The sequence below is a fragment of the Paenibacillus sp. G34 genome, from assembly GCF_056856875.1.
Genome location: NZ_CM166469.1, coordinates 145,261 through 163,746, shown reverse-complemented (window position 1 = coordinate 163,746; position 18,486 = coordinate 145,261). Strand labels below are relative to the sequence as shown.

Annotated in this window: 17 protein-coding genes; all 17 read right to left on the bottom strand. The window is 46.6% G+C overall.

The genetic code is table 11. The features are described 5' to 3' along the window. Positions 1–245: 245 nt before the first annotated feature. The gene (locus AC1VYS_RS00795) at positions 246–2,447 is read right to left on the bottom strand and encodes a helix-turn-helix domain-containing protein (RefSeq protein WP_482912620.1); all 2,202 of its coding nucleotides are present in this window, start codon (positions 2,445–2,447) and stop codon (positions 246–248) included. Positions 2,448–2,776: 329 nt separating this feature from the next. Beyond that, the gene (locus AC1VYS_RS00790) at positions 2,777–3,724 is read right to left on the bottom strand and encodes a ribose-phosphate diphosphokinase (RefSeq protein WP_441929087.1); all 948 of its coding nucleotides are present in this window, start codon (positions 3,722–3,724) and stop codon (positions 2,777–2,779) included. A gap of 90 nt (positions 3,725–3,814) precedes the next feature. Beyond that, positions 3,815–4,654, bottom strand: a complete 840-nt coding sequence (hisJ, locus tag AC1VYS_RS00785) for a histidinol-phosphatase HisJ (RefSeq protein ID WP_482912619.1) — start codon at positions 4,652–4,654, stop codon at positions 3,815–3,817. A 14-nt stretch (positions 4,655–4,668) separates the two neighbouring features. Further along, positions 4,669–5,406: a bifunctional phosphoribosyl-AMP cyclohydrolase/phosphoribosyl-ATP diphosphatase HisIE gene (hisIE, locus tag AC1VYS_RS00780; RefSeq protein ID WP_482914874.1), complete on the bottom strand. Its 738-nt coding sequence runs from the start codon at positions 5,404–5,406 to the stop codon at positions 4,669–4,671. Position 5,407: 1 nt separating this feature from the next. Beyond that, positions 5,408–6,169, bottom strand: coding sequence for an imidazole glycerol phosphate synthase subunit HisF (hisF, locus tag AC1VYS_RS00775; protein ID WP_123066156.1), 762 nt, complete (start codon positions 6,167–6,169; stop codon positions 5,408–5,410). Between the two features lie 30 nt (positions 6,170–6,199). Then, the gene (hisA, locus tag AC1VYS_RS00770) at positions 6,200–6,934 is read right to left on the bottom strand and encodes a 1-(5-phosphoribosyl)-5-[(5-phosphoribosylamino)methylideneamino]imidazole-4-carboxamide isomerase (RefSeq protein ID WP_441929085.1); all 735 of its coding nucleotides are present in this window, start codon (positions 6,932–6,934) and stop codon (positions 6,200–6,202) included. Positions 6,935–7,106: 172 nt separating this feature from the next. Beyond that, complete coding sequence (hisH, locus tag AC1VYS_RS00765; RefSeq protein ID WP_482912618.1) at positions 7,107–7,727, bottom strand: imidazole glycerol phosphate synthase subunit HisH; 621 nt, start codon at positions 7,725–7,727, stop codon at positions 7,107–7,109. A 3-nt stretch (positions 7,728–7,730) separates the two neighbouring features. Further along, entirely contained in the window at positions 7,731–8,372 is a 642-nt protein-coding gene (gene hisB, locus AC1VYS_RS00760; RefSeq protein ID WP_482912617.1) for an imidazoleglycerol-phosphate dehydratase HisB, read from the bottom strand. After that, a complete protein-coding gene (gene hisD / locus AC1VYS_RS00755) occupies positions 8,365–9,669 on the bottom strand; it encodes a histidinol dehydrogenase (RefSeq protein ID WP_482912616.1) in 1,305 nt (434 codons plus the stop codon). The genes hisB and hisD overlap by 8 nt, the downstream gene beginning before the upstream one ends. A 94-nt stretch (positions 9,670–9,763) precedes the next feature. After that, positions 9,764–10,423: an ATP phosphoribosyltransferase gene (gene hisG, locus AC1VYS_RS00750; protein WP_482912615.1), complete on the bottom strand. Its 660-nt coding sequence runs from the start codon at positions 10,421–10,423 to the stop codon at positions 9,764–9,766. Position 10,424: 1 nt separating this feature from the next. Then, entirely contained in the window at positions 10,425–11,624 is a 1,200-nt protein-coding gene (locus AC1VYS_RS00745) for an ATP phosphoribosyltransferase regulatory subunit (protein WP_482912614.1), read from the bottom strand. A 583-nt stretch (positions 11,625–12,207) separates the two neighbouring features. Further along, positions 12,208–12,747: an acyltransferase gene (locus tag AC1VYS_RS00740; RefSeq protein ID WP_482912613.1), complete on the bottom strand. Its 540-nt coding sequence runs from the start codon at positions 12,745–12,747 to the stop codon at positions 12,208–12,210. Continuing rightward, positions 12,744–13,400 (bottom strand): pyrophosphatase PpaX, encoded by a 657-nt coding sequence (gene ppaX / locus AC1VYS_RS00735; protein WP_482912612.1) that lies wholly within the window; start codon positions 13,398–13,400, stop codon positions 12,744–12,746. The genes AC1VYS_RS00740 and ppaX overlap by 4 nt, the downstream gene beginning before the upstream one ends. 6 nt (positions 13,401–13,406) lie before the next feature. Next, positions 13,407–14,441, bottom strand: a complete 1,035-nt coding sequence (gene lgt, locus AC1VYS_RS00730) for a prolipoprotein diacylglyceryl transferase (RefSeq protein ID WP_482912611.1) — start codon at positions 14,439–14,441, stop codon at positions 13,407–13,409. Positions 14,442–14,639: 198 nt separating this feature from the next. Further along, positions 14,640–15,578, bottom strand: coding sequence for an HPr(Ser) kinase/phosphatase (gene hprK, locus AC1VYS_RS00725; RefSeq protein ID WP_482912610.1), 939 nt, complete (start codon positions 15,576–15,578; stop codon positions 14,640–14,642). A gap of 413 nt (positions 15,579–15,991) precedes the next feature. Next, positions 15,992–17,116: an ABC transporter ATP-binding protein gene (locus AC1VYS_RS00720; protein ID WP_090924764.1), complete on the bottom strand. Its 1,125-nt coding sequence runs from the start codon at positions 17,114–17,116 to the stop codon at positions 15,992–15,994. Between the two features lie 103 nt (positions 17,117–17,219). Continuing rightward, positions 17,220–18,398: a PucR family transcriptional regulator gene (locus tag AC1VYS_RS00715; protein WP_482934451.1), complete on the bottom strand. Its 1,179-nt coding sequence runs from the start codon at positions 18,396–18,398 to the stop codon at positions 17,220–17,222. Positions 18,399–18,486: the final 88 nt, after the last annotated feature.

The following is an 18,486-nucleotide window of genomic DNA, read 5'->3' as shown; positions in this document are numbered from 1 at the left end:
GCGTTGATGACACATCTTCTGACATTACCATGAAACATACATGTTTATTTCACCATTTTTCAAGCGCTTTCATTTTGTGATGTTAAAACTAAATAAAAAGGGCGAATCGCAATTGATGATATCTCCCTAATTTATGGAGATTCACATTATTGATTCACCCTGATTTAATTCAATATTCCGTTGAGCATGTATGGAAACATGACACAATTATACTCGTTTATTTTGGAACATGCGCAGATATCTCATTATTCATCTGTCGCTTTTTGATCCTTTTTCATCCGGCGGTAATCTCCAGGTGTAATGCCTGTGACTCGTTTGAATACGCGTCCAAGTGTAATACCATTTGCATATCCGACCTTTAAGGCTATGTCCTGTAAAGAATGATCGGTATTAAGCAGCAGCTTCTCCGTTTCTTTCATCCTAAGCTCAGTCACAAAGTCCACAAACTTCATGTTGAATTCCGTCTTAAACAGGTAGCTGGCATGTTTGCCCGAGATCTGGAAACGGTCACTCAGATGTTTCAGCGATAGGTCCGGATTGGTGAACTGCTCCTCGATATAATTTTTCATTTCATTAACCATAGCTTTATAACTCTTTGTTTCCGTTACAGCAACGTATGTCCGGAATAGATCGGTAAGACTATCAAACAAGAGCACCTTAACATCCTCTAACGACTCTGCTTCTTCCATCGCATGTAGCCAATTGTTAATGTTCTCTTCGGACAGCTCTTTCTGCAACCCTTCTGACATCATGGAGACTTCTCGGCTAAGCATCTGGAGCATCGCCTGAATCAGAGAACGGATCTCATCATCCGGGAGTTTATTACGCTCAAATTCTTTGAAAATATCCTCCAGTTGCTCTCTCCACTGCCCACTCGACATCCTGAACCGCTTAACAAAGTCTGCAATCATCTGCAGATACGTGTAAGTCTCGAGCAATGGATGCTGCATTTCACTTGTCTCTGCTTCACCCACATCGCCATTCATCAGTAGTTTACGCTGCATTACCGCTTCAGCGGCTGTGAACGATTGATGGATTGCTTCAATCCCTTCAGCAACAGGTCCGATTCCAAAGCTGAGGGAAATTCGAAGATTCTGCTCGACCCAGGATTTACATTCCTCGGCAACAACTCGGATCTGCTTTGATAAATCCTGACCCTGCTGCACGTCTTCTTTTGAGAAGAAAAGAATAGCGATCCGATCTGCACTAATCCATTCCGTCCAGCATTGCATTTCCGTATCCCGCGAGAGCTCTTGCAATACATTCATCAGGGCAAACTTCAGTGTATTTTGCTCTCCTCTGGTGAATTTCTCCTGAAATCCCTTCTCATATCGGTTAATATCCCCGACAACCACGATAAAACGGGAAGATTCATGGGCTCCATCAAATGGGGATACCTCATACAATTGTCCTGCCGCATGGTCCACATGTTCACCGTGAAGCAAAGCGCTAAACAGCTTGCTACGCTGCATCAACACATTTTCACGACTCTTTTTGTCATAATCCATCATATGATTGATCAGGTTTTCAAGCACACCATCGATCATCTTCATTTCGTCCATACGAGCACCGGATTTTTCGAACGCCCGAATCTGTTGGGATTCAATCCGGTTCATAATGATCTGAATTGGCTTATAGTTACGCCGGGTCACATACACGATGTAGATAATTGCGCAGATCACCGTCAAAATAGCAATGAACACCCAAACATAAGAAACAACCGATACCCAGCCAAACAAATTGCCAGCTTTAATGCCACTGGTAAGGGTCCACCCAAACCTTTCCAAGGATAATTCATTTAATTTCGTACCTTCGATAGCACTCTCACTATCGGAATGAGCATCATAGACGACCCTGCCCTCCTGATCACTTATCGTCAGGAAAGAGAGTTTTCCATTAATCATGCTATCGACACTCTGCTTGACACTGCTCATCTTGATATTGATGACCAATACACCTTCAGAACCAAAAGGTAAAGGCATTTCTTTATTTACGGTCAACACTTGTACAGGTGTTCTCTGATATTCTTCTGGTTCCATCTCCCGAACGGGCTGCCAGCCTTGACCCGTTGCACCGCTTAGAATTCGATCAATCCATGCCTTGTCTGAGAAATTCCCAACGTCCCTTGAACCACTTAGCGTTATAACGCGCTCATGTTGTTTGTCATATAAATATATGGATTGGATCCATGAAGATGAATTGATCATTTCACGTAAATTTTGCGCAATCGTATACACTGTATCCGAGTTATTAGGATTGTTACTGTTGAAATAAAGCCTGTACGCCGGTTCGTATTGTACTTTCTCTGTCACGGACAGTTCAATGTCCCGAATCGTATGGTCCAGCGTGGTGGCCAGATAACTGGTGGATATCCGGTCAGCCTTCCGGGTTTCCTCCCTGGAAATATCATTAATGAATACAAAAGCAATAAAGATGATTATCGTCATCGTAAAGAAAAATATGGGAAAATACGAAAAAAGCAACCGATAATACCACGTGCGCGACAATAGACCCCACTCCTCACTCCACGATGCCAATGTCCATCAGCCGTGGTTCTACTGTTTAGTATCCGTAACAAAACCATTCCAAATTCATCTATAATTAAAACGCTATCATTTCTTAATATTTATAGTTATTATAGCACAAGCGATCAAACAGCAAAGCACGGAATTCAGTTCGTGGGGTCAAAACAAAAATACCGTGCTGAGCAAATACACCCAGACACGGAACTTAAAACCAGATTAGGCTGTAAAAAACCCATTTATCATACTAAAAACTAAATACCGGAATCCTTGAACAGCGTAGCCATGGAACCGCCATCTACTATGATACGGATCGCTCGCGAGAGCATAGGGGCGACGGGTAACACTTTGAAGCATTCCGGGTGATCCTCCGGTAATGCAATGGAGTCTGTTACCACAACCTCGGTAATCGATGGATGATTTAATTTACTTACTGCCCCATCCGAGAACAAGCCGTGAGTTGCGCAAACATATGCGTTCTCCGCACCCCGTTCCTTTAACCCTTCAACCACATTCACAATCGTTGTACCTGTATCGATCAAATCCTCGATAATAATCGGCGTTCGTCCCTCAACGTCACCGATGACATGCGTGATGATCGATTCATTATGACTTGGACGTTTCTTGATCATAATGGCAAAAGGTGAATCCAGGCGATTCGCCAGCTTCTCCGCCATGGATGCCCGTCCTGCATCAGGAGAAACCACCACCGGGTTTTTGATCTCTTTGCTGAGCAGGTATTCGCTGATTAAGTCCAGTGATGTCATGTGATCCACCGGAATGTTAAAGAAACCCTGAATAGCTGCTGCGTGCAGATCAATTGTAACCACCCGGCTTGCTCCAGCTGTCGTTAATACATCGGCAACCATCTTGGCAGAGATGGGCTCACGCGGAGCAGACTTGCGCTCCTGACGAGCATAGCCGTAATACGGAACAATAATGTTCACTGTACGTGCCGATGCCCGTTTTGCTGCGTCAATCATGACGAGTAGTTCAACAAATAGCTCATTAATTGGATGAGACAAAGACTGTATCAAAAACACATCACAATTGCGGATCGTTTCTTCGTAATGAACGTATATTTCTCCGCTCTTGAACCGGGACAGCTTAATCTTGCCCAGTTGTACGCCCAGCTTGTCACATACCTGCTCTGCAAGCTTAGGGTTAGATGAACCGGAAAAAATACGTAACGAATGCTGCATAATGCCCTCCCGCGGGTTTATCCCCGATCATAATTCCTTGTATAGTTAAATTGGAGAATCCAACTTGTATAAAAGGTGGTTTTACCCTTATTATACTCCACTGCTGTCTACATTTAAAGGAATGAACGAGCGCTGGCGGCTTTCGAAAACAGCAACTTCCTTACAGCCAAGTTCATGCAAAAGCGCCTCCGCCTCGGGCAAATAATCGCCTAGCTTCATCGGATCATGTGCATCCGAACCCATCGTAAGAGGAATACCCAACCGAATCGCTTCAGTCAGCATCCTCCGGCTCGGAAACATCTCCGCACATGGCTTGGACAAGCCTGATGCATTCAGCTCCATGGCACAGCCACTTTTCGCAATAGCATGCAAGGCTGCATCCTCCAGTGCAATGCGTTCCTCATTTTGCTCTGGTCTAGGTACATATCCAAAACGTTTGATCACATCCGAGTGCCCTACGATATCATACAACCCTGTAGCGGCTGCCTTGCTTACAGCATCATAATACTGGCGATATACTTCAAGGACATCTTTGCCTTCCCAGTGGTGGGTCTGCCGAAAATCAGTAATATCCCATTCACCAAGGAAATGCACAGAACCAATGACGTAATCCCATGGATAACGCTCAATAATCGAGCGAATCTCCGTTTCCCAGCCTTCAATATAATCCCCTTCAAGGCCCACGCGGACCTCGATCTGTCCGTGGTACCGTTCCTTCAAAGTGAAACATTCCTCGACATATCGTGGCAATTCATCCATAGGCATAGCCATCTCTGGATAATAATGAGCCGGATCTACATGTAGTAGCGGCATATGATCGGATAGCCCAATTTGTGACAACCCGATTTCGATCCCACGCTGTACGTATTCTTCCAGCTTGCCGACAGCATGTCCACAGCGTTCATGGTGAGTGTGGTAATCTATACGCATTCAGCATTCGCCTCCTAATCGCGGCGTGGCCGTTCATGACGACGACTCAATTCGGACATGATATCATCCAGCGGTAGCTTGCGCTCTTGCAGCAACACGAGCAAGTGGTACATCAGGTCACTGACTTCGAGACGAAGCTCGTCATTGTCTTTATTTTTCGCAGCAATAATCGTTTCGGAAGCTTCCTCGCCGATCTTTTTCAGGATTTTATCGACACCTTTATCGAACAGATACGTGGTATACGCACCTTCTGGACGCTCGCGCTCACGCTCAGCAATGACGGATTCCAATTCTGCCAGAACCTCAAAGCGGCTTTCCGCATTAGATGAAGAGGTCGTGCTGGAGTTTGCAGTGCTTCCCGCTTCTTCTTTGTTGTCCTGTTCCGTTTCATTAGCTGACAACCCGATAATTTCATTATGGAAACAAGTCACTGCCCCTGTGTGGCAAGCCGGCCCTTTCGGTTGAACCTCAACCAGCAGTGTATCGCCGTCACAGTCATATTTTAAGGAAACGATCTTCTGCACATTGCCTGAAGTTGCTCCTTTATTCCATAGCTCCTGACGTGAGCGTGACCAGAACCAAGTTTCCCCGGATTCAAGTGACAACTTGAGGGATTCACGGTTCATATAAGCCATCATTAATACTTCACGGGTATCCACATCCTGCACAATGGCAGGGACCAACCCTTCATCCCAACGGATGTGCTCCACAACTTGCTCCAAGGAGAGTTGTTCCTTGATTTCATCGCTCACTTTAGTCACGGATTTCCACCCCTTGTTCTCTTAATTGTTGTTTTAATGCCGGTACACCAATTTCTTTATAGTGAAAAATAGTTGCAGCCAGACCTGCGTCCGCTTTACCCGTTGTGAATACATCATAGAAATGAGATTCCTTGCCTGCACCGCCTGATGCAATAACAGGAATGCTCACCGACTCCGAAACGGCTGCGGTCAGCTTCAGATCAAAACCGTCCTTTGTACCATCTGCATCCATACTCGTTAACAGAATTTCGCCTGCACCCAGTTCTTCGGCTTGTTTAACCCACTCCAGTGCTTTGATGCCAGATGGTTTCCGTCCACCGTGGGTGTAAACTTCCCACTCACCCCACGCCTCGTTATACTTGGCATCAATAGCAACCACGATACATTGTGAGCCAAAACGACGTGCACCATCCGCAATGATCTGCGGATTAAGTACTGCTGCTGTATTTACCGCAATTTTGTCCGCACCTGCACGCAAAATACGCTTCATGTCCTCTACTTTGGAGATCCCGCCACCTACCGTAAACGGAATAGCAATTTCGCCTGCTGTCTGTCTTACGACTTCCTCCATCGTTTCACGGCCCTCCACCGATGCGGAGATATCGAGAAATACGAGTTCGTCCGCGCCTTCGCGGTCGTACAGTGCCGCCAGCTCTACCGGATCACCCGCATCGCGGAGATTGACGAAGTTCACGCCTTTAACGACCCGGCCGTCCTTCACGTCCAGACAGGGAATGATTCTTTTTGCCAGCATACTGCCTCTTCCTCTCTACCCGATTATCCGTTACTTGTTGACCAAACGCACTGCTTCAGCCAGATCAATACTGCCCGTATACAAGGCTTTACCTACAATAGCTCCGCCAACACCGTCATCTGTATGACGACTTAAACGAAGCAAATCATCCATCACACTGACACCACCAGAAGCAATAACGGTCCGGCCGCTCGCTTTAGCAAGAGACACAATCGCCTCGACATTAGGCCCCTGCATCATACCGTCACGGGAAATGTCCGTAAAGATAAACGTTTCCGCTCCATAAGCAGCAAGTTCCTTCGCCAGCACCTCAGCCTGTACCTCAGAGGTTTCAAGCCATCCACGAGTGGCAACGTATCCGCCCCGCGCATCGATACCAATCGCTACTTTATCTCCGTAACGTCCCAGTACTTCTTCCGTAAACGCTCGATCCTCAATCGCGGCTGTCCCGATAATCAATCGGCTAACACCCAGTCCCAATAAACGCTCAACGTCAGTGACCGTTCGAAGTCCGCCGCCAACCTGCACAGGTACATTCACTGCGGATGCAATGCGTCCAATCAGCTCATCGTTAACCGGGTGTCCTGCTTTGGCACCATCCAGATCCACCAGATGAACGTATGTACCACCTTGCTTTTCCCAGTTAAGCGCAACCTGAACCGGGTCATCGTTGTACACGGTCTCTTGATTATAATCTCCCTGCACCAGTCTTACACATTTGCCGTCCCGGATATCGATTGCCGGGTATAAGATAAAAGATGACATACAAGGCCTCCTGAGTGTAGATTCGATTGAAATTGAAATGAAATTTCATGTGGCTTCACGTTGAATATATTTAGAACTGATTTTGTTTTAGAACTAAAGATATAATTGAATATAAAACCAATATACACAGCTTACTAGAATAGTAGTGAGTAAAGTTAGGCTTATATTGATGTTATACTGATGATCCCGTCAAAGAAAGGAAATTGCCCAGCAATCTCATGCCGAGCTCACCGCTTTTCTCTGGGTGGAATTGCATGCCAAAGTTTGATCCTCTGCCCACAATCGCTGTAACCGGATGTCCGTAATCCGTAACGGCCAGCAGATCGCCTTGATTCTCCGTAAGTGCATGATACGAGTGCACAAAATAGACATGCCCTGCATCCAGACCCGCGAAGAGCGGATTTTCAGGGTGTAAAAATTCGAGACGGTTCCATCCCATATGAGGAACCTTCAGCTCACTTGGTGCGAAGCGCACTACTTTGCCCGGTAAAATGTCCAATCCCTCATGCTCGCCATGCTCCTCACTGGAGCTGAACAACAGCTGCATACCCAGACAGATGCCCAGGAGCGGTTTCGTTCTTGCAGCCGCTTCTTTAACGACTACATCCAAACCCGTCTCCCGCAAATGCACCATTGCGTCCCCAAAAGCACCTACCCCCGGCAGAATAACGCCATCTGCGGCAAGAATGGCTTCCCGCTCACCCGTGACCAGCGCTTCATAGCCAAGACGTTCGACCGCTTTGCCGACGCTGTGCAGGTTCCCCATACCGTAATCGACAATTGCAATCGCCATCGTCTACAGCACTCCCTTCGTGGAAGGCACTCCGGTTACTCGTGGATCAATCATCGTTGCTTCATCCAGCGCACGTCCGAGAGCTTTGAAGACTGCTTCGATCATGTGGTGTGTGTTCTGACCGTAGTGCACAATGACATGTAGCGTAATCCGCGCTTCGAGCGCCAGTTTCCACAGAAATTCATGCACCAGCTCTGTAGAAAAGCTACCTACCTGTTGCGACGGGTACTCAGCCCGGTATTCAAAGTGCGGACGGTTACTTACATCAATGATAACTTGAGCGAGCGCTTCGTCCATCGGTACAAACACGCTGGCATAACGCTTAATACCACGTTTGTCGCCCAGTGCCTGGTACAACGTCTGTCCGAGACATATCCCAATGTCTTCAACTGTATGGTGATCATCGATATCAATATCCCCGCGTGCTTGTACGTTAAGATCAAACTGTCCATGTTTTGTGAACAGATCGAGCATATGGTTCAGAAACGGTACATCCGTTTCAATATTCGATTGTCCTGAGCCATCTACGTTGAACGACAGCTGGATATTCGTTTCGTTCGTTTTGCGGTCAACCTCTGCTTGGCGAACTGCACCTTTATTTTGAAGATCTACACCCTGTTCTGCACTCTTATTCTGATTATCCATTGTCCGATTCCGCCTTTCCTTCCTGTTCTAAGCGTACAGCGATTGCACGAGCGTGTCCTTCAAGTCCCTCATGACGGGCTAATTCGATAATAGCCGCTCCATTTTGCAAGAGTGCTTCTTTACTATAATAAATCAGACTCGATTTTTTGATAAAATCATCCACATCTACTGGTGAACTAAACCGGGCAGTTCCATTAGTCGGAATAATATGATTGGGTCCTGCGAAATAATCGCCCACCGGCTCGGAGCTATAAGGCCCGAGGAAGATTGCACCGGCATTCTCGATCCGGCCAGCATAAGCCATCGGCTCTTGCACCATGATCTCCAGATGCTCCGGTGCAAGCCGGTTCACGACATCGATTCCCTCATCGATGGAATCGACCACAATAATCGCGCCATGCTGCTCCACGGAAGCAGCAGCGATATCGCGCCGCGGCAGCACATCCAGCTGACGCTGCACCTCGGCCTGCACGGCTTCCGCCAGCGCGGCCGAATTCGTGACGAGAATGGCCGATGCCATCTCGTCATGCTCCGCCTGCGACAACAAGTCCGCGGCGACATAAACAGGGTTCGCCGTATCATCGGCGAGCACCACAATCTCACTTGGGCCCGCGATACTGTCGATATCGACCGCCCCATAAACCTCGCGCTTCGCGAGCGCCACGTAGATATTACCCGGTCCACAGATCTTGTCGACCGGGGCAATGCTCTCGGTGCCGTAAGCGAGGGCGGCGATGGCTTGCGCGCCGCCAACCCGGTACATCTCGTTCACGCCCGCTTCCGCGGCAGCCACGAGAATGTACGGGTCAATGCCTTCACCGCCGTTCGTCGCTGGCGGTGTGACAAGCACAATCTCCGGCACGCCTGCAACCTGTGCCGGAATGACATTCATCAGCACCGACGATGGATACGCTGCTTTCCCTCCAGGGACATACACGCCGACTCGTTTCAGCGGCCGAATAACCTGGCCGAGCAGACTGCCATCCGGCTGCCAGTCCATCCACGAATTGCGTTTCTGCTTCTCGTGAAACGCACGAATATTAGCGGCGGCTTGGCGAATCGCCGTCACAAAAGATGGCTCAACGGCTGCATACGCTGCCTGGAGCTCCTCCTGCGGCACGCGCAACTGCGCAGCCGTCAGCGTCGTGCGGTCTAGCTGCTCCGTGTAACGCAGCAGGGCCGCATCACCTTCCCGGCGAATATCTGCGACAATTCGCCGTACCGTTTCGTTTTGCTCAGGCGTACCGTACTCCACTTCCCGTTTCAAATCAAAGTCTCGTGCTGACACAATCTTCATCCGTACAACCTCCTTACATATCAATTGACTCACTTATCTATCCATTATCCCTGCTCACTTATCTATTCGCTATCGTTCTTTACTGATCTGTTCACTATCGTCCCGCACTTCCCGCAGAGATCTCATTCCCGCTTGGAATCACTGATTGAAGTGCATCACACAGCGCCTGAATACGTGCATTTTTCATCCGGTAGCTCACTCGATTCGCAATCAGACGACTGGTGATATCCAGAATTTCTGTCATTTCCACAAGTCCGTTCTCACGCAACGTCTGTCCGGTCTCCACCAGATCGACAATTCGATCAGCCAGTCCGATCAGAGGCGCAAGCTCAATTGATCCATTCAGCTTAATCACCTCAACTTGCTGCCCTTGCTCACGGAAGTACTGGGACGCGATTCGCGGATATTTGGTCGCCACTCGCTGCTGGATACCTGCCTTCCAGTCCGGTAGCCCAATCACCGACATACGGCACTGGGCAATGCCCAGATTCAGCAGTTCATACACATCCCGATCCTCTTCCAGCAATACGTCTTTCCCAACAATGCCGATATCGGCAACACCATACTCCACGTACGTTGGCACATCCACAGGTTTGGCCATAATGAACTCCATCCCGGCTTCTGGCACCTCGATGACCAGTTTGCGTGTATCATCCACGTCCTCTGGAATATTCAGACCTGCCTGGCGGAACAATTTGGAGGCCTTTTTATAGATGCGGCCTTTGGGCATGGCCACCTTCAGAATATCCGACATCTCAGTGTCCTCCTTTTTGTGATCCATAGATAATGACCTGCTCATCCTGCTCCGCAGTTGTTTCGCTCGTTACAGGTGTCGTCTCTACCGTTTTATCAGCAAGAAGAGATGTAACTACGTTTTGACCCAAACTGCGTAATCTCGCGGCTTCGGTCAATGCCTCAGCACGGCGATCTGGACTGTATTCAATACGTACCGGTTTCGTCTCTTCAATCGTAATACCATGGACACCGTCAATAATCCGGTTTGTTTTTAACGCAAATCCGGTAGCCGGAAGAGCTCGCCCAAACTGCTGCAACAGATTGTCATATCGTCCGCCGCTACACACAGGTGATCCCAGCTCTGCCGCGTAACCTTCAAATGTCATGCCTGTATAATAGGAGAAATCGCCGATCATCGTCAGATCAATCAACACATGCTCGGAGACACCGTAAGCCTCCAACACTTCAAATACCGCACACAGATGTGCAATGGATTGTGCAGCTTCAGCACTTGAGCTAAGTTCACTCGCATGAGTGCAGATTTCTTTCCCGCCACGCAGACGCAAAATCGCTTCAAGCTGTTGTTTCTGTTTAGGTTCCAGGCTTAATGCTTCAATCGATTGGCGGTAGCCCACGTAATCACGTCCAAGCAAACCTTCCTTCAATTGCTCCTGCTCAGCGGTCTGACCCGGGATTACTTCCTCCAGCAGTCCATTCAAAAAGCCCATATGACCCATCGCTATCTTAAAAGAAGACACACCCGCGGCCTGCAAAGAGGCAATCGCAAGTGCAACCACTTCAGCATCTGCTTCAGGCGAATCGTCCCCAACAAGCTCAACACCTGTTTGGAAAAATTCAGCCTCACGTCCGGCTTCCTCTTCAATGGAACGAAATACATTCGCATGATAGGACAGACGCAGTGGCAATGCCTCATCTTTGAGCATCGATGATACGACACGTGCAATTGGAGCTGTCAGATCAGAACGCAGAACCAATGTCGTACCACGACTGTTCAGCAATTTAAACAATTTGCGATCCGATGTAGAGCTAGCTACTCCCACCGTGTCGTAATATTCAATCGTTGGCGTTATGATCTGACGATAACCCCAGCGCTCCATGCACTCCAGAACGTTTCGTTCAATCTTACGCAGCTTGGACACCACATGTGGTGTATAGTCACGGAAACCGGTTGGTTTTTCAAAGCCTTTTGGTTTGGACATGGATATCATTCACCCCGAGTCATGAATTTGGATTGTTGTATAAGTAGATTAAAGATATTTACATACTCACTTCGATGACAGAAGTTATATCATCTTTACTTTTTAAACGCTCTATCTAAAAAGGATTTATGTACAGCAAATCCCCGTTCTATGTTAGTTACCCTAATTTACAGCAAAGCCATTTCCTCTAGCTCAATGAAGGCTTCGCCTTTTACATTAATAACTCGTTTTCTCTATAGAATGATTGTCATCTTCACCTTAAATTACTTTCGTATGGTAAAGTGCTAACAAACTAAAGGATATGGGATATGATAACATGGATGCTGCTGAATCGTCAACAAACTTAAGCTACGACTGCGCTTGGTGACCTATCCGAGCTAGACCCACTTGTCCTGTCCGTGTCCTATGGCCCCTCACCGTTTGATTCGATTCAAGTTTTGTATACGAAAAAAGCTGCCCTCAGCAGCTCTTCCCTCCATGCATTCGTTCATAAACGATTCATGTACGATCCTTTATCACCATATATCACTTCATAGATCGTCTGTTATTTCCTTTAAACTTGCAAACGTGACGATCCCTTCACTTAATGCAGCTTTCGCTGAGAAGGTTCATCCGTTTTGAAAATCATTTCCTCCGCCGCTTCTGCCGAACGCAGATCACGTAAAGGATTGCCCCCCACAAAAGCCCCTGGAGCAACATCCTTATGTACCACTGCCCCGGCAGCCACTACCGCTCCATCCCCGATCGTTATCCCCGGAAGGATTGTTGTATTCGCCCCGATCAGCACATTATCCCCGATTATGACTTCTCCGAGTCTGTACTCCTTAATGAGATACTCGTGAGCCAGGATTGTGGTATTGTAACCAATCACTGAGTTTTCACCAATCGTTATTTTTTCTGGAAAAAATACATCCACCATCACCATCAGGCCAAAAGCTGTATGCTCCCCCACCTTCATACCGAGCATACGTCGATAAATCCAATTCTTGAGGGACAGAACAGGGCAGTAACGCGACAACTGAATCCAGATAAAATTACGAATGCCCTTCCATGGGCTCACTGTCTTGTAGATATGCCAAAGCGCATTTTGACTTTCTACCGGATAGCGGGTTACTTTTCTCATGAACGGCCCGTTCCCGTAAGAACCATATTCAGCAAATCCTTCATATCATGCAAAATGTAATCCGGCTTATATCCGCTCAGCACTTGCTCTCCTTTGAGCGACCAAGCTACACCAGCGGAGAGGGCACCTGCATTTTGCGCAGATTGAATGTCAACAGGACTGTCACCCACCATCAATGTGTGAGCAGGATTAGACCCCAGTTCTGCCATTGCTTTCTGCACCGGTTCTGCATGAGGCTTAGGATGAATTACATCCGTTACGGTCACAATGGATTTCATATATTTTAGCAAATCAAAGCGCTCCAGCACTTTTAATGTAGAAGGGCGAATTTTGGTCGTCACCACAGCCATCGTAATCCCTGCCTGATCCAAAGCCTCAACCACCTCGATTACGTGTGGGAAAGGTCTAACCATTGCTTCATGGTGGATATCATTATAGGCACGATAACCTTTGACGTACTCCGATACCTCTTCCTGACCTGAAAAGGTTCGCATTTGTTGCTCCAATGTGCCTCCCATATGCGGAATAATTTGCTCTCTTGTCCACGGGGTAGCATGATCCCAACCTTCCATTACATGCAGGAATGAATTAATAATCAGCTCATTGGTATCAATAATCGTTCCATCCAGATCGAACAGTACCGTGTTAATCACGTTGCATTACTCCTTTTTATCTTCAACTTGCTTCGAATCATCTTGAGCAGAGCTTGATGTGGTTGTTACCTTTTCCTCTTCACCCGTTACGGTTTCCGTATGTCCAATGTCATCTACAACAACTTTTGACGAAACAATCGGATCACTGTATCGTGCATCTGCTTTCCCCGTCACTCTTCTTACTACTATGAACACAACAGCAGCAACAATAATGGCAATGGCAAGCAGCTGCGAAATTCTTACATTACCATACGCTGGATCTAAATATCCTTGTTCGAAACCCAGTGCAGTCATTGGTGACCATAATCCGTTCACGAATGAAGCGACCCATTCCGGAGCCTGAAATGCCAGACTATCCGTACGTACAGCTTCAATGAAGAATCGTCCAATGGAATACCAGATGAAATAAGACATGAACATTTCGCCTGCACGCATGAATTTCTGACGACGAAGCACCAGCAACAGGATTAATCCTACAAAGCTCCATACGGATTCATACAGAAAAGCCGGATGATGGAATACACCCTCCACGTTCATTTGATTGACAATAAAGTCCGGTAGGTGAAGCTTGTCTCTTAAAAATGATTCTTCTACAGGCCCACCATAAGCCTCTTGATTGACAAAGTTACCCCAGCGTCCAATCATCTGCCCAACGATCAGTCCAGGTGCACAGATGTCCGCCATACGCCAGAAGTTATAACCTTTACGACGGAAGAAAATGACTGCACATATAATAGCACCTATTAAAGCGCCGTAGATCGCAATACCACCATTCCATATTTTAAAGACATCCCAGAAGTTATCCTTATAATCTTCCCACTTAAATGCCACATAATAGATACGTGCTCCAATAATTGCAGAAGGTACACCTAATAAAACCATATCCATGAACACTTCTTGCGGAATATTAAATCTTTTGCCCTCCCGAATGACAAGCAGCAGGCCCAACAGTGCTGCAGTACCCAGGATAAGACCGTACCAGTGAACCTTTAAAGCGCCAATGGAGAACGCAATCGGGTTCAACAGTAATAATGTATCCATTCATTCACACTCCTATCAATCAATTCACATCGGTAAGCATGACCGTGTGGAGCCTGCTATACGCCTTCCTGTTTGAAGGTGTGCAGACCCCAGTTGCCATGCCTCATGAAAACTATAATCTTTATATTTATAGCCCTATGCCTAATATTGCCCCTACCCTGCTATTCAGCTGATTGGGGTAACTTTCCTTAGCCCACCTTAGTCCATATCTTCCATATCTTCAGAAATGGTTGCAGTCAGCTTGTTCGTGAACTGGAGTGCAGCATTAAGCCCCATCTGTTTCAAACGATAGTTCATGCCAGCCACTTCAATAATTACAGCTAAATTTCGTCCAGGACGAACCGGAATGGTAACCAGAGGTACATCGGTATCAATAATGCGTGTGGTCTCTTCATCCAATCCCAGACGGTCATACTGTTTATCCTGCTGCCATGCTTCAAGACGTACAACCAATGTAATCCGTTTATTATTACGTACAGCACCTGCACCAAACAAAGTCATGACGTTAATAATACCGACACCCCGAATTTCAAGCAGGTGACGGATCAATTCCGGTGCTGTGCCGTGAAGTTGAAAGTCGGAGGTTTGGCGGATTTCAACAGCATCATCGGCAATCAAGCGGTGACCACGCTTTACAAGTTCAAGAGCAGTTTCACTTTTACCAATACCGCTGCTGCCTGTGATCAACATACCTACACCATACACATCACACAATACACCGTGAATAGTGGCTGTTGGTGCAAGCTTGCCTTCCAGAAAACCAGTAATACGGCTGGAGAGAATGGTTGTTGCCATGTTGCTACGCAGTACAGCCAGATTCTGTTCTTCACTGATATCAATCAGTTCCTGCGGAACTTCAAGTCCGCGTGTCACTACAATACAAGGTGTCTCTTCTGTACAAAGACGCTGCATACGTTCCCGACGCTCTTGTTCTGGCAGCATTGCAAAAAAGGCCAGCTCTGTTCTTCCCAGCAGTTGTACCCGTTCTTTTGGATGATATTCAAAGTAACCGGCCATCTCCAGTCCAGGGCGGTTAAGATCATCTACTGTGATGAATCTTTTTAATCCCTGAGACCCCGATACCACTTCCATCTGAAACTGCTGTACCAATTCGGATACTTTCACTTTTTTCGCCATTTGTCTCTTCCTTTCAGCATTCGCTGTGCCTCTATGTACCCAATTCGTGTATCATTTCTTTCCATTATTAGCGCATTCACAACATGATCCATAACCAGGTCGTCTCTTTTGAGATGCCCGTCTTTTGTAACTCAACGTACAGCATTATGAGGACAGACCTTCAAATAATCTTAAATGAATTTTGGACCGAATGCAATCGCACACGCCCGCTCTATCTACTCTTTATCGAGAAAAAGGAGCGGGAGAATCTTCTGATTGGAAGACTTCCGCAGTTCATTGATTTTGCCGCCCGCATAAGAACTTATCCATTTTTTTGAAAAAAGCCCCTTCCAGCAAAAACGGAAGGGGCTCAATTTACATTATATAATTGCGTTACTGCCAGATTCCATCGTCACCGAGGATCTTCAGTAGAATTAGTCTTGAAGAAGTACGTTAACTTCTGATTCTTTGTCAAAGATATGAACTTTGTTCATGTCAATGGCCATTTTAACTGTAGAACCATCACGAGTGTTAGAACGTCCGTCTACACGTGCGATTGTAGTGTCGTTACCCACACCGCTCAAGTAGAGGAGCATTTCGTGACCCAGGTTCTCTGTTACGTCTACGTGAGTAGAGAATACAGAGTTCGGGGAAGCTTCCAGGAATACTGGCTCTTCGTGAATGTCTTCTGGACGAACACCCAGAATAACTTCTTTACCAACATATCCTCTGGATTTCAGTACTTGTGCTTTACCTTGCGGGATTTCAACATCCACGCCAGGAGCTACGAAGTGAAGACTTGCACCTTGCTCAGCCAGTTTACCCGAGATAAAGTTCATTGTCGGGGAACCAATGAATCCAGCTACGAACAGGTTTGCTGGGTGGTTATAAAGCTCTTCTGGAGAAGCAGCTTGTTGGATGATACCATCCTTCATAACTACGATCCGGTCACCCATCGTCATTGCTTCGATCTGGTCATGCGTTACGTAGATAACGGTTGTTTCCAAACGTTTAGCAAGCTTAGTGATTTCCGCACGCATCTGTCCACGAAGTTTCGCATCCAAGTTGGAGAGAGGCTCATCCATCAAGAAGACTTGTGGATCACGGACAATCGCACGTCCCAAAGCGACACGTTGACGTTGACCACCGGACAATGCTTTAGGCTTACGCTCAAGCAAGTGCTCGATGTCGAGGATTTTAGCTGCTTCACGTACACGTTTGTCGATCTCATCTTTTTTAACCTTACGCAATTTCAAACCAAATGCCATGTTTTGATATACGCTCATATGCGGATACAAGGCGTAGGATTGGAATACCATCGCGATATCGCGGTCTTTAGGTGCAACATCATTAACGACACGGTCACCGATATAGAGTTTACCTTCAGAAATTTCCTCAAGGCCTGCGATCATACGCAGTGTTGTTGATTTACCACAACCGGACGGACCTACCAGTACCAGAAACTCTTTATCTTTAATGTCCAGGTTAATGTCAACTACAGTTGCTTTATCAGAACCCGGGTATTTTTTGAAAATATGCTCTAAACGTACTCCTGCCATGATTGTTGCCTCCTCAGAGATCATTTTGTAATCGAATACAATTTGTATATTTATAATACCCTATGACCGGGTTATCTGACTATTCGCAAACTGCACAAAAATATCAAACCTTTTTCGTCACTTTGTACATCAGTAGTAAAAGCTGCACAATTATTGCACTTTTAAAGTGTCTAACATCGTAACCAATCTCCTGTTTGATTTTGTCCAGGCGATACACCAGCGTATTACGATGGATAAATAAACGTTTTGCTGTCTCGCTGACATTACAGTCCAAAGCAAAGAACGTCTCCAGTGTTGCCAATGTCTCGCTATCGTTAAAGAGCAGTGTATCCTTACCCGTTTCCCTGATAAAACGTAACCGTTGCTGCTCTGATATACTCGCCACCAACTGCTCCAGTTGCAGATTCCAAGGTAGGTGGATATGCTGTGCAACATGGAAGGATCGGCCGAGATGCATACTCTCCTGAAGTAGGACGGTCACCCGAACCAGTGCTTCCTTTGGAATACATGGCAGTGAAGCGGACAAATGGAACACCCCTGCGAACTCACTAGCTACTAGCTCATATAATCCCATACAAAAAGCATTGAGCGAATCTTTCCTCGCTTCTGCTGTGTCTTCATCTGCTTCTCCTGTAACAATTTCTTCATCACCCATGAAGATCCACTCCTGCTTACCAAGTGGAATTAAAGTAATCTCCTCGCCAAAATAACTCTCCAGTAGCTTGTTCAACACATTAGAGTCCACACGCTGTGAATCTGGGGTCTCGCCTTTTAAAAGAAAAAGAACTTTCTCCTCCTGCATTCCTGCAATAGAAGTGAACGAATCAGGCAATGGTTCCAAACTTCCAGTATCGTAGGCCTTAACCTGCTCCCTAAGCCATGTTCCCAGCAAAGATAATTGCTTGTCCGTATCGTTTACAAGCTGGGATTCATTCTCACTGGGAGGTGAACCTGCATTACTGAGAATCAATAACTCGATCAGACGACGATTCTCCATTGTCATCGATCTTGCCTCGCATCCCCAACACACAACTGTTTTTTCCTCTTCATTCATGCCGACTTTGAAAAAAATACGTTCGCCATTGTGCAAGCTAATAATATCTGAGGAAATGGTTGAACCTGCTACTGAGTCAAGTTCTCCTTCACCAACTTCGCTTTGGATGATCAAAGACTTATTTTCGTCTAAGCCAATCAGGTTCTCAATCGATAGCATCCACTCATGTATCGTAATTTCATATTCGTCCAATGTCGTGCTTATCACAACTTCAATTTGTTGCTTCAAATCAGGTATGAGCTTCATATAATGAACGTCACCACTCTGCTTTATTTTTATTTGTATTTTACCATATCTTAATGGGTGTCGCTTAGTA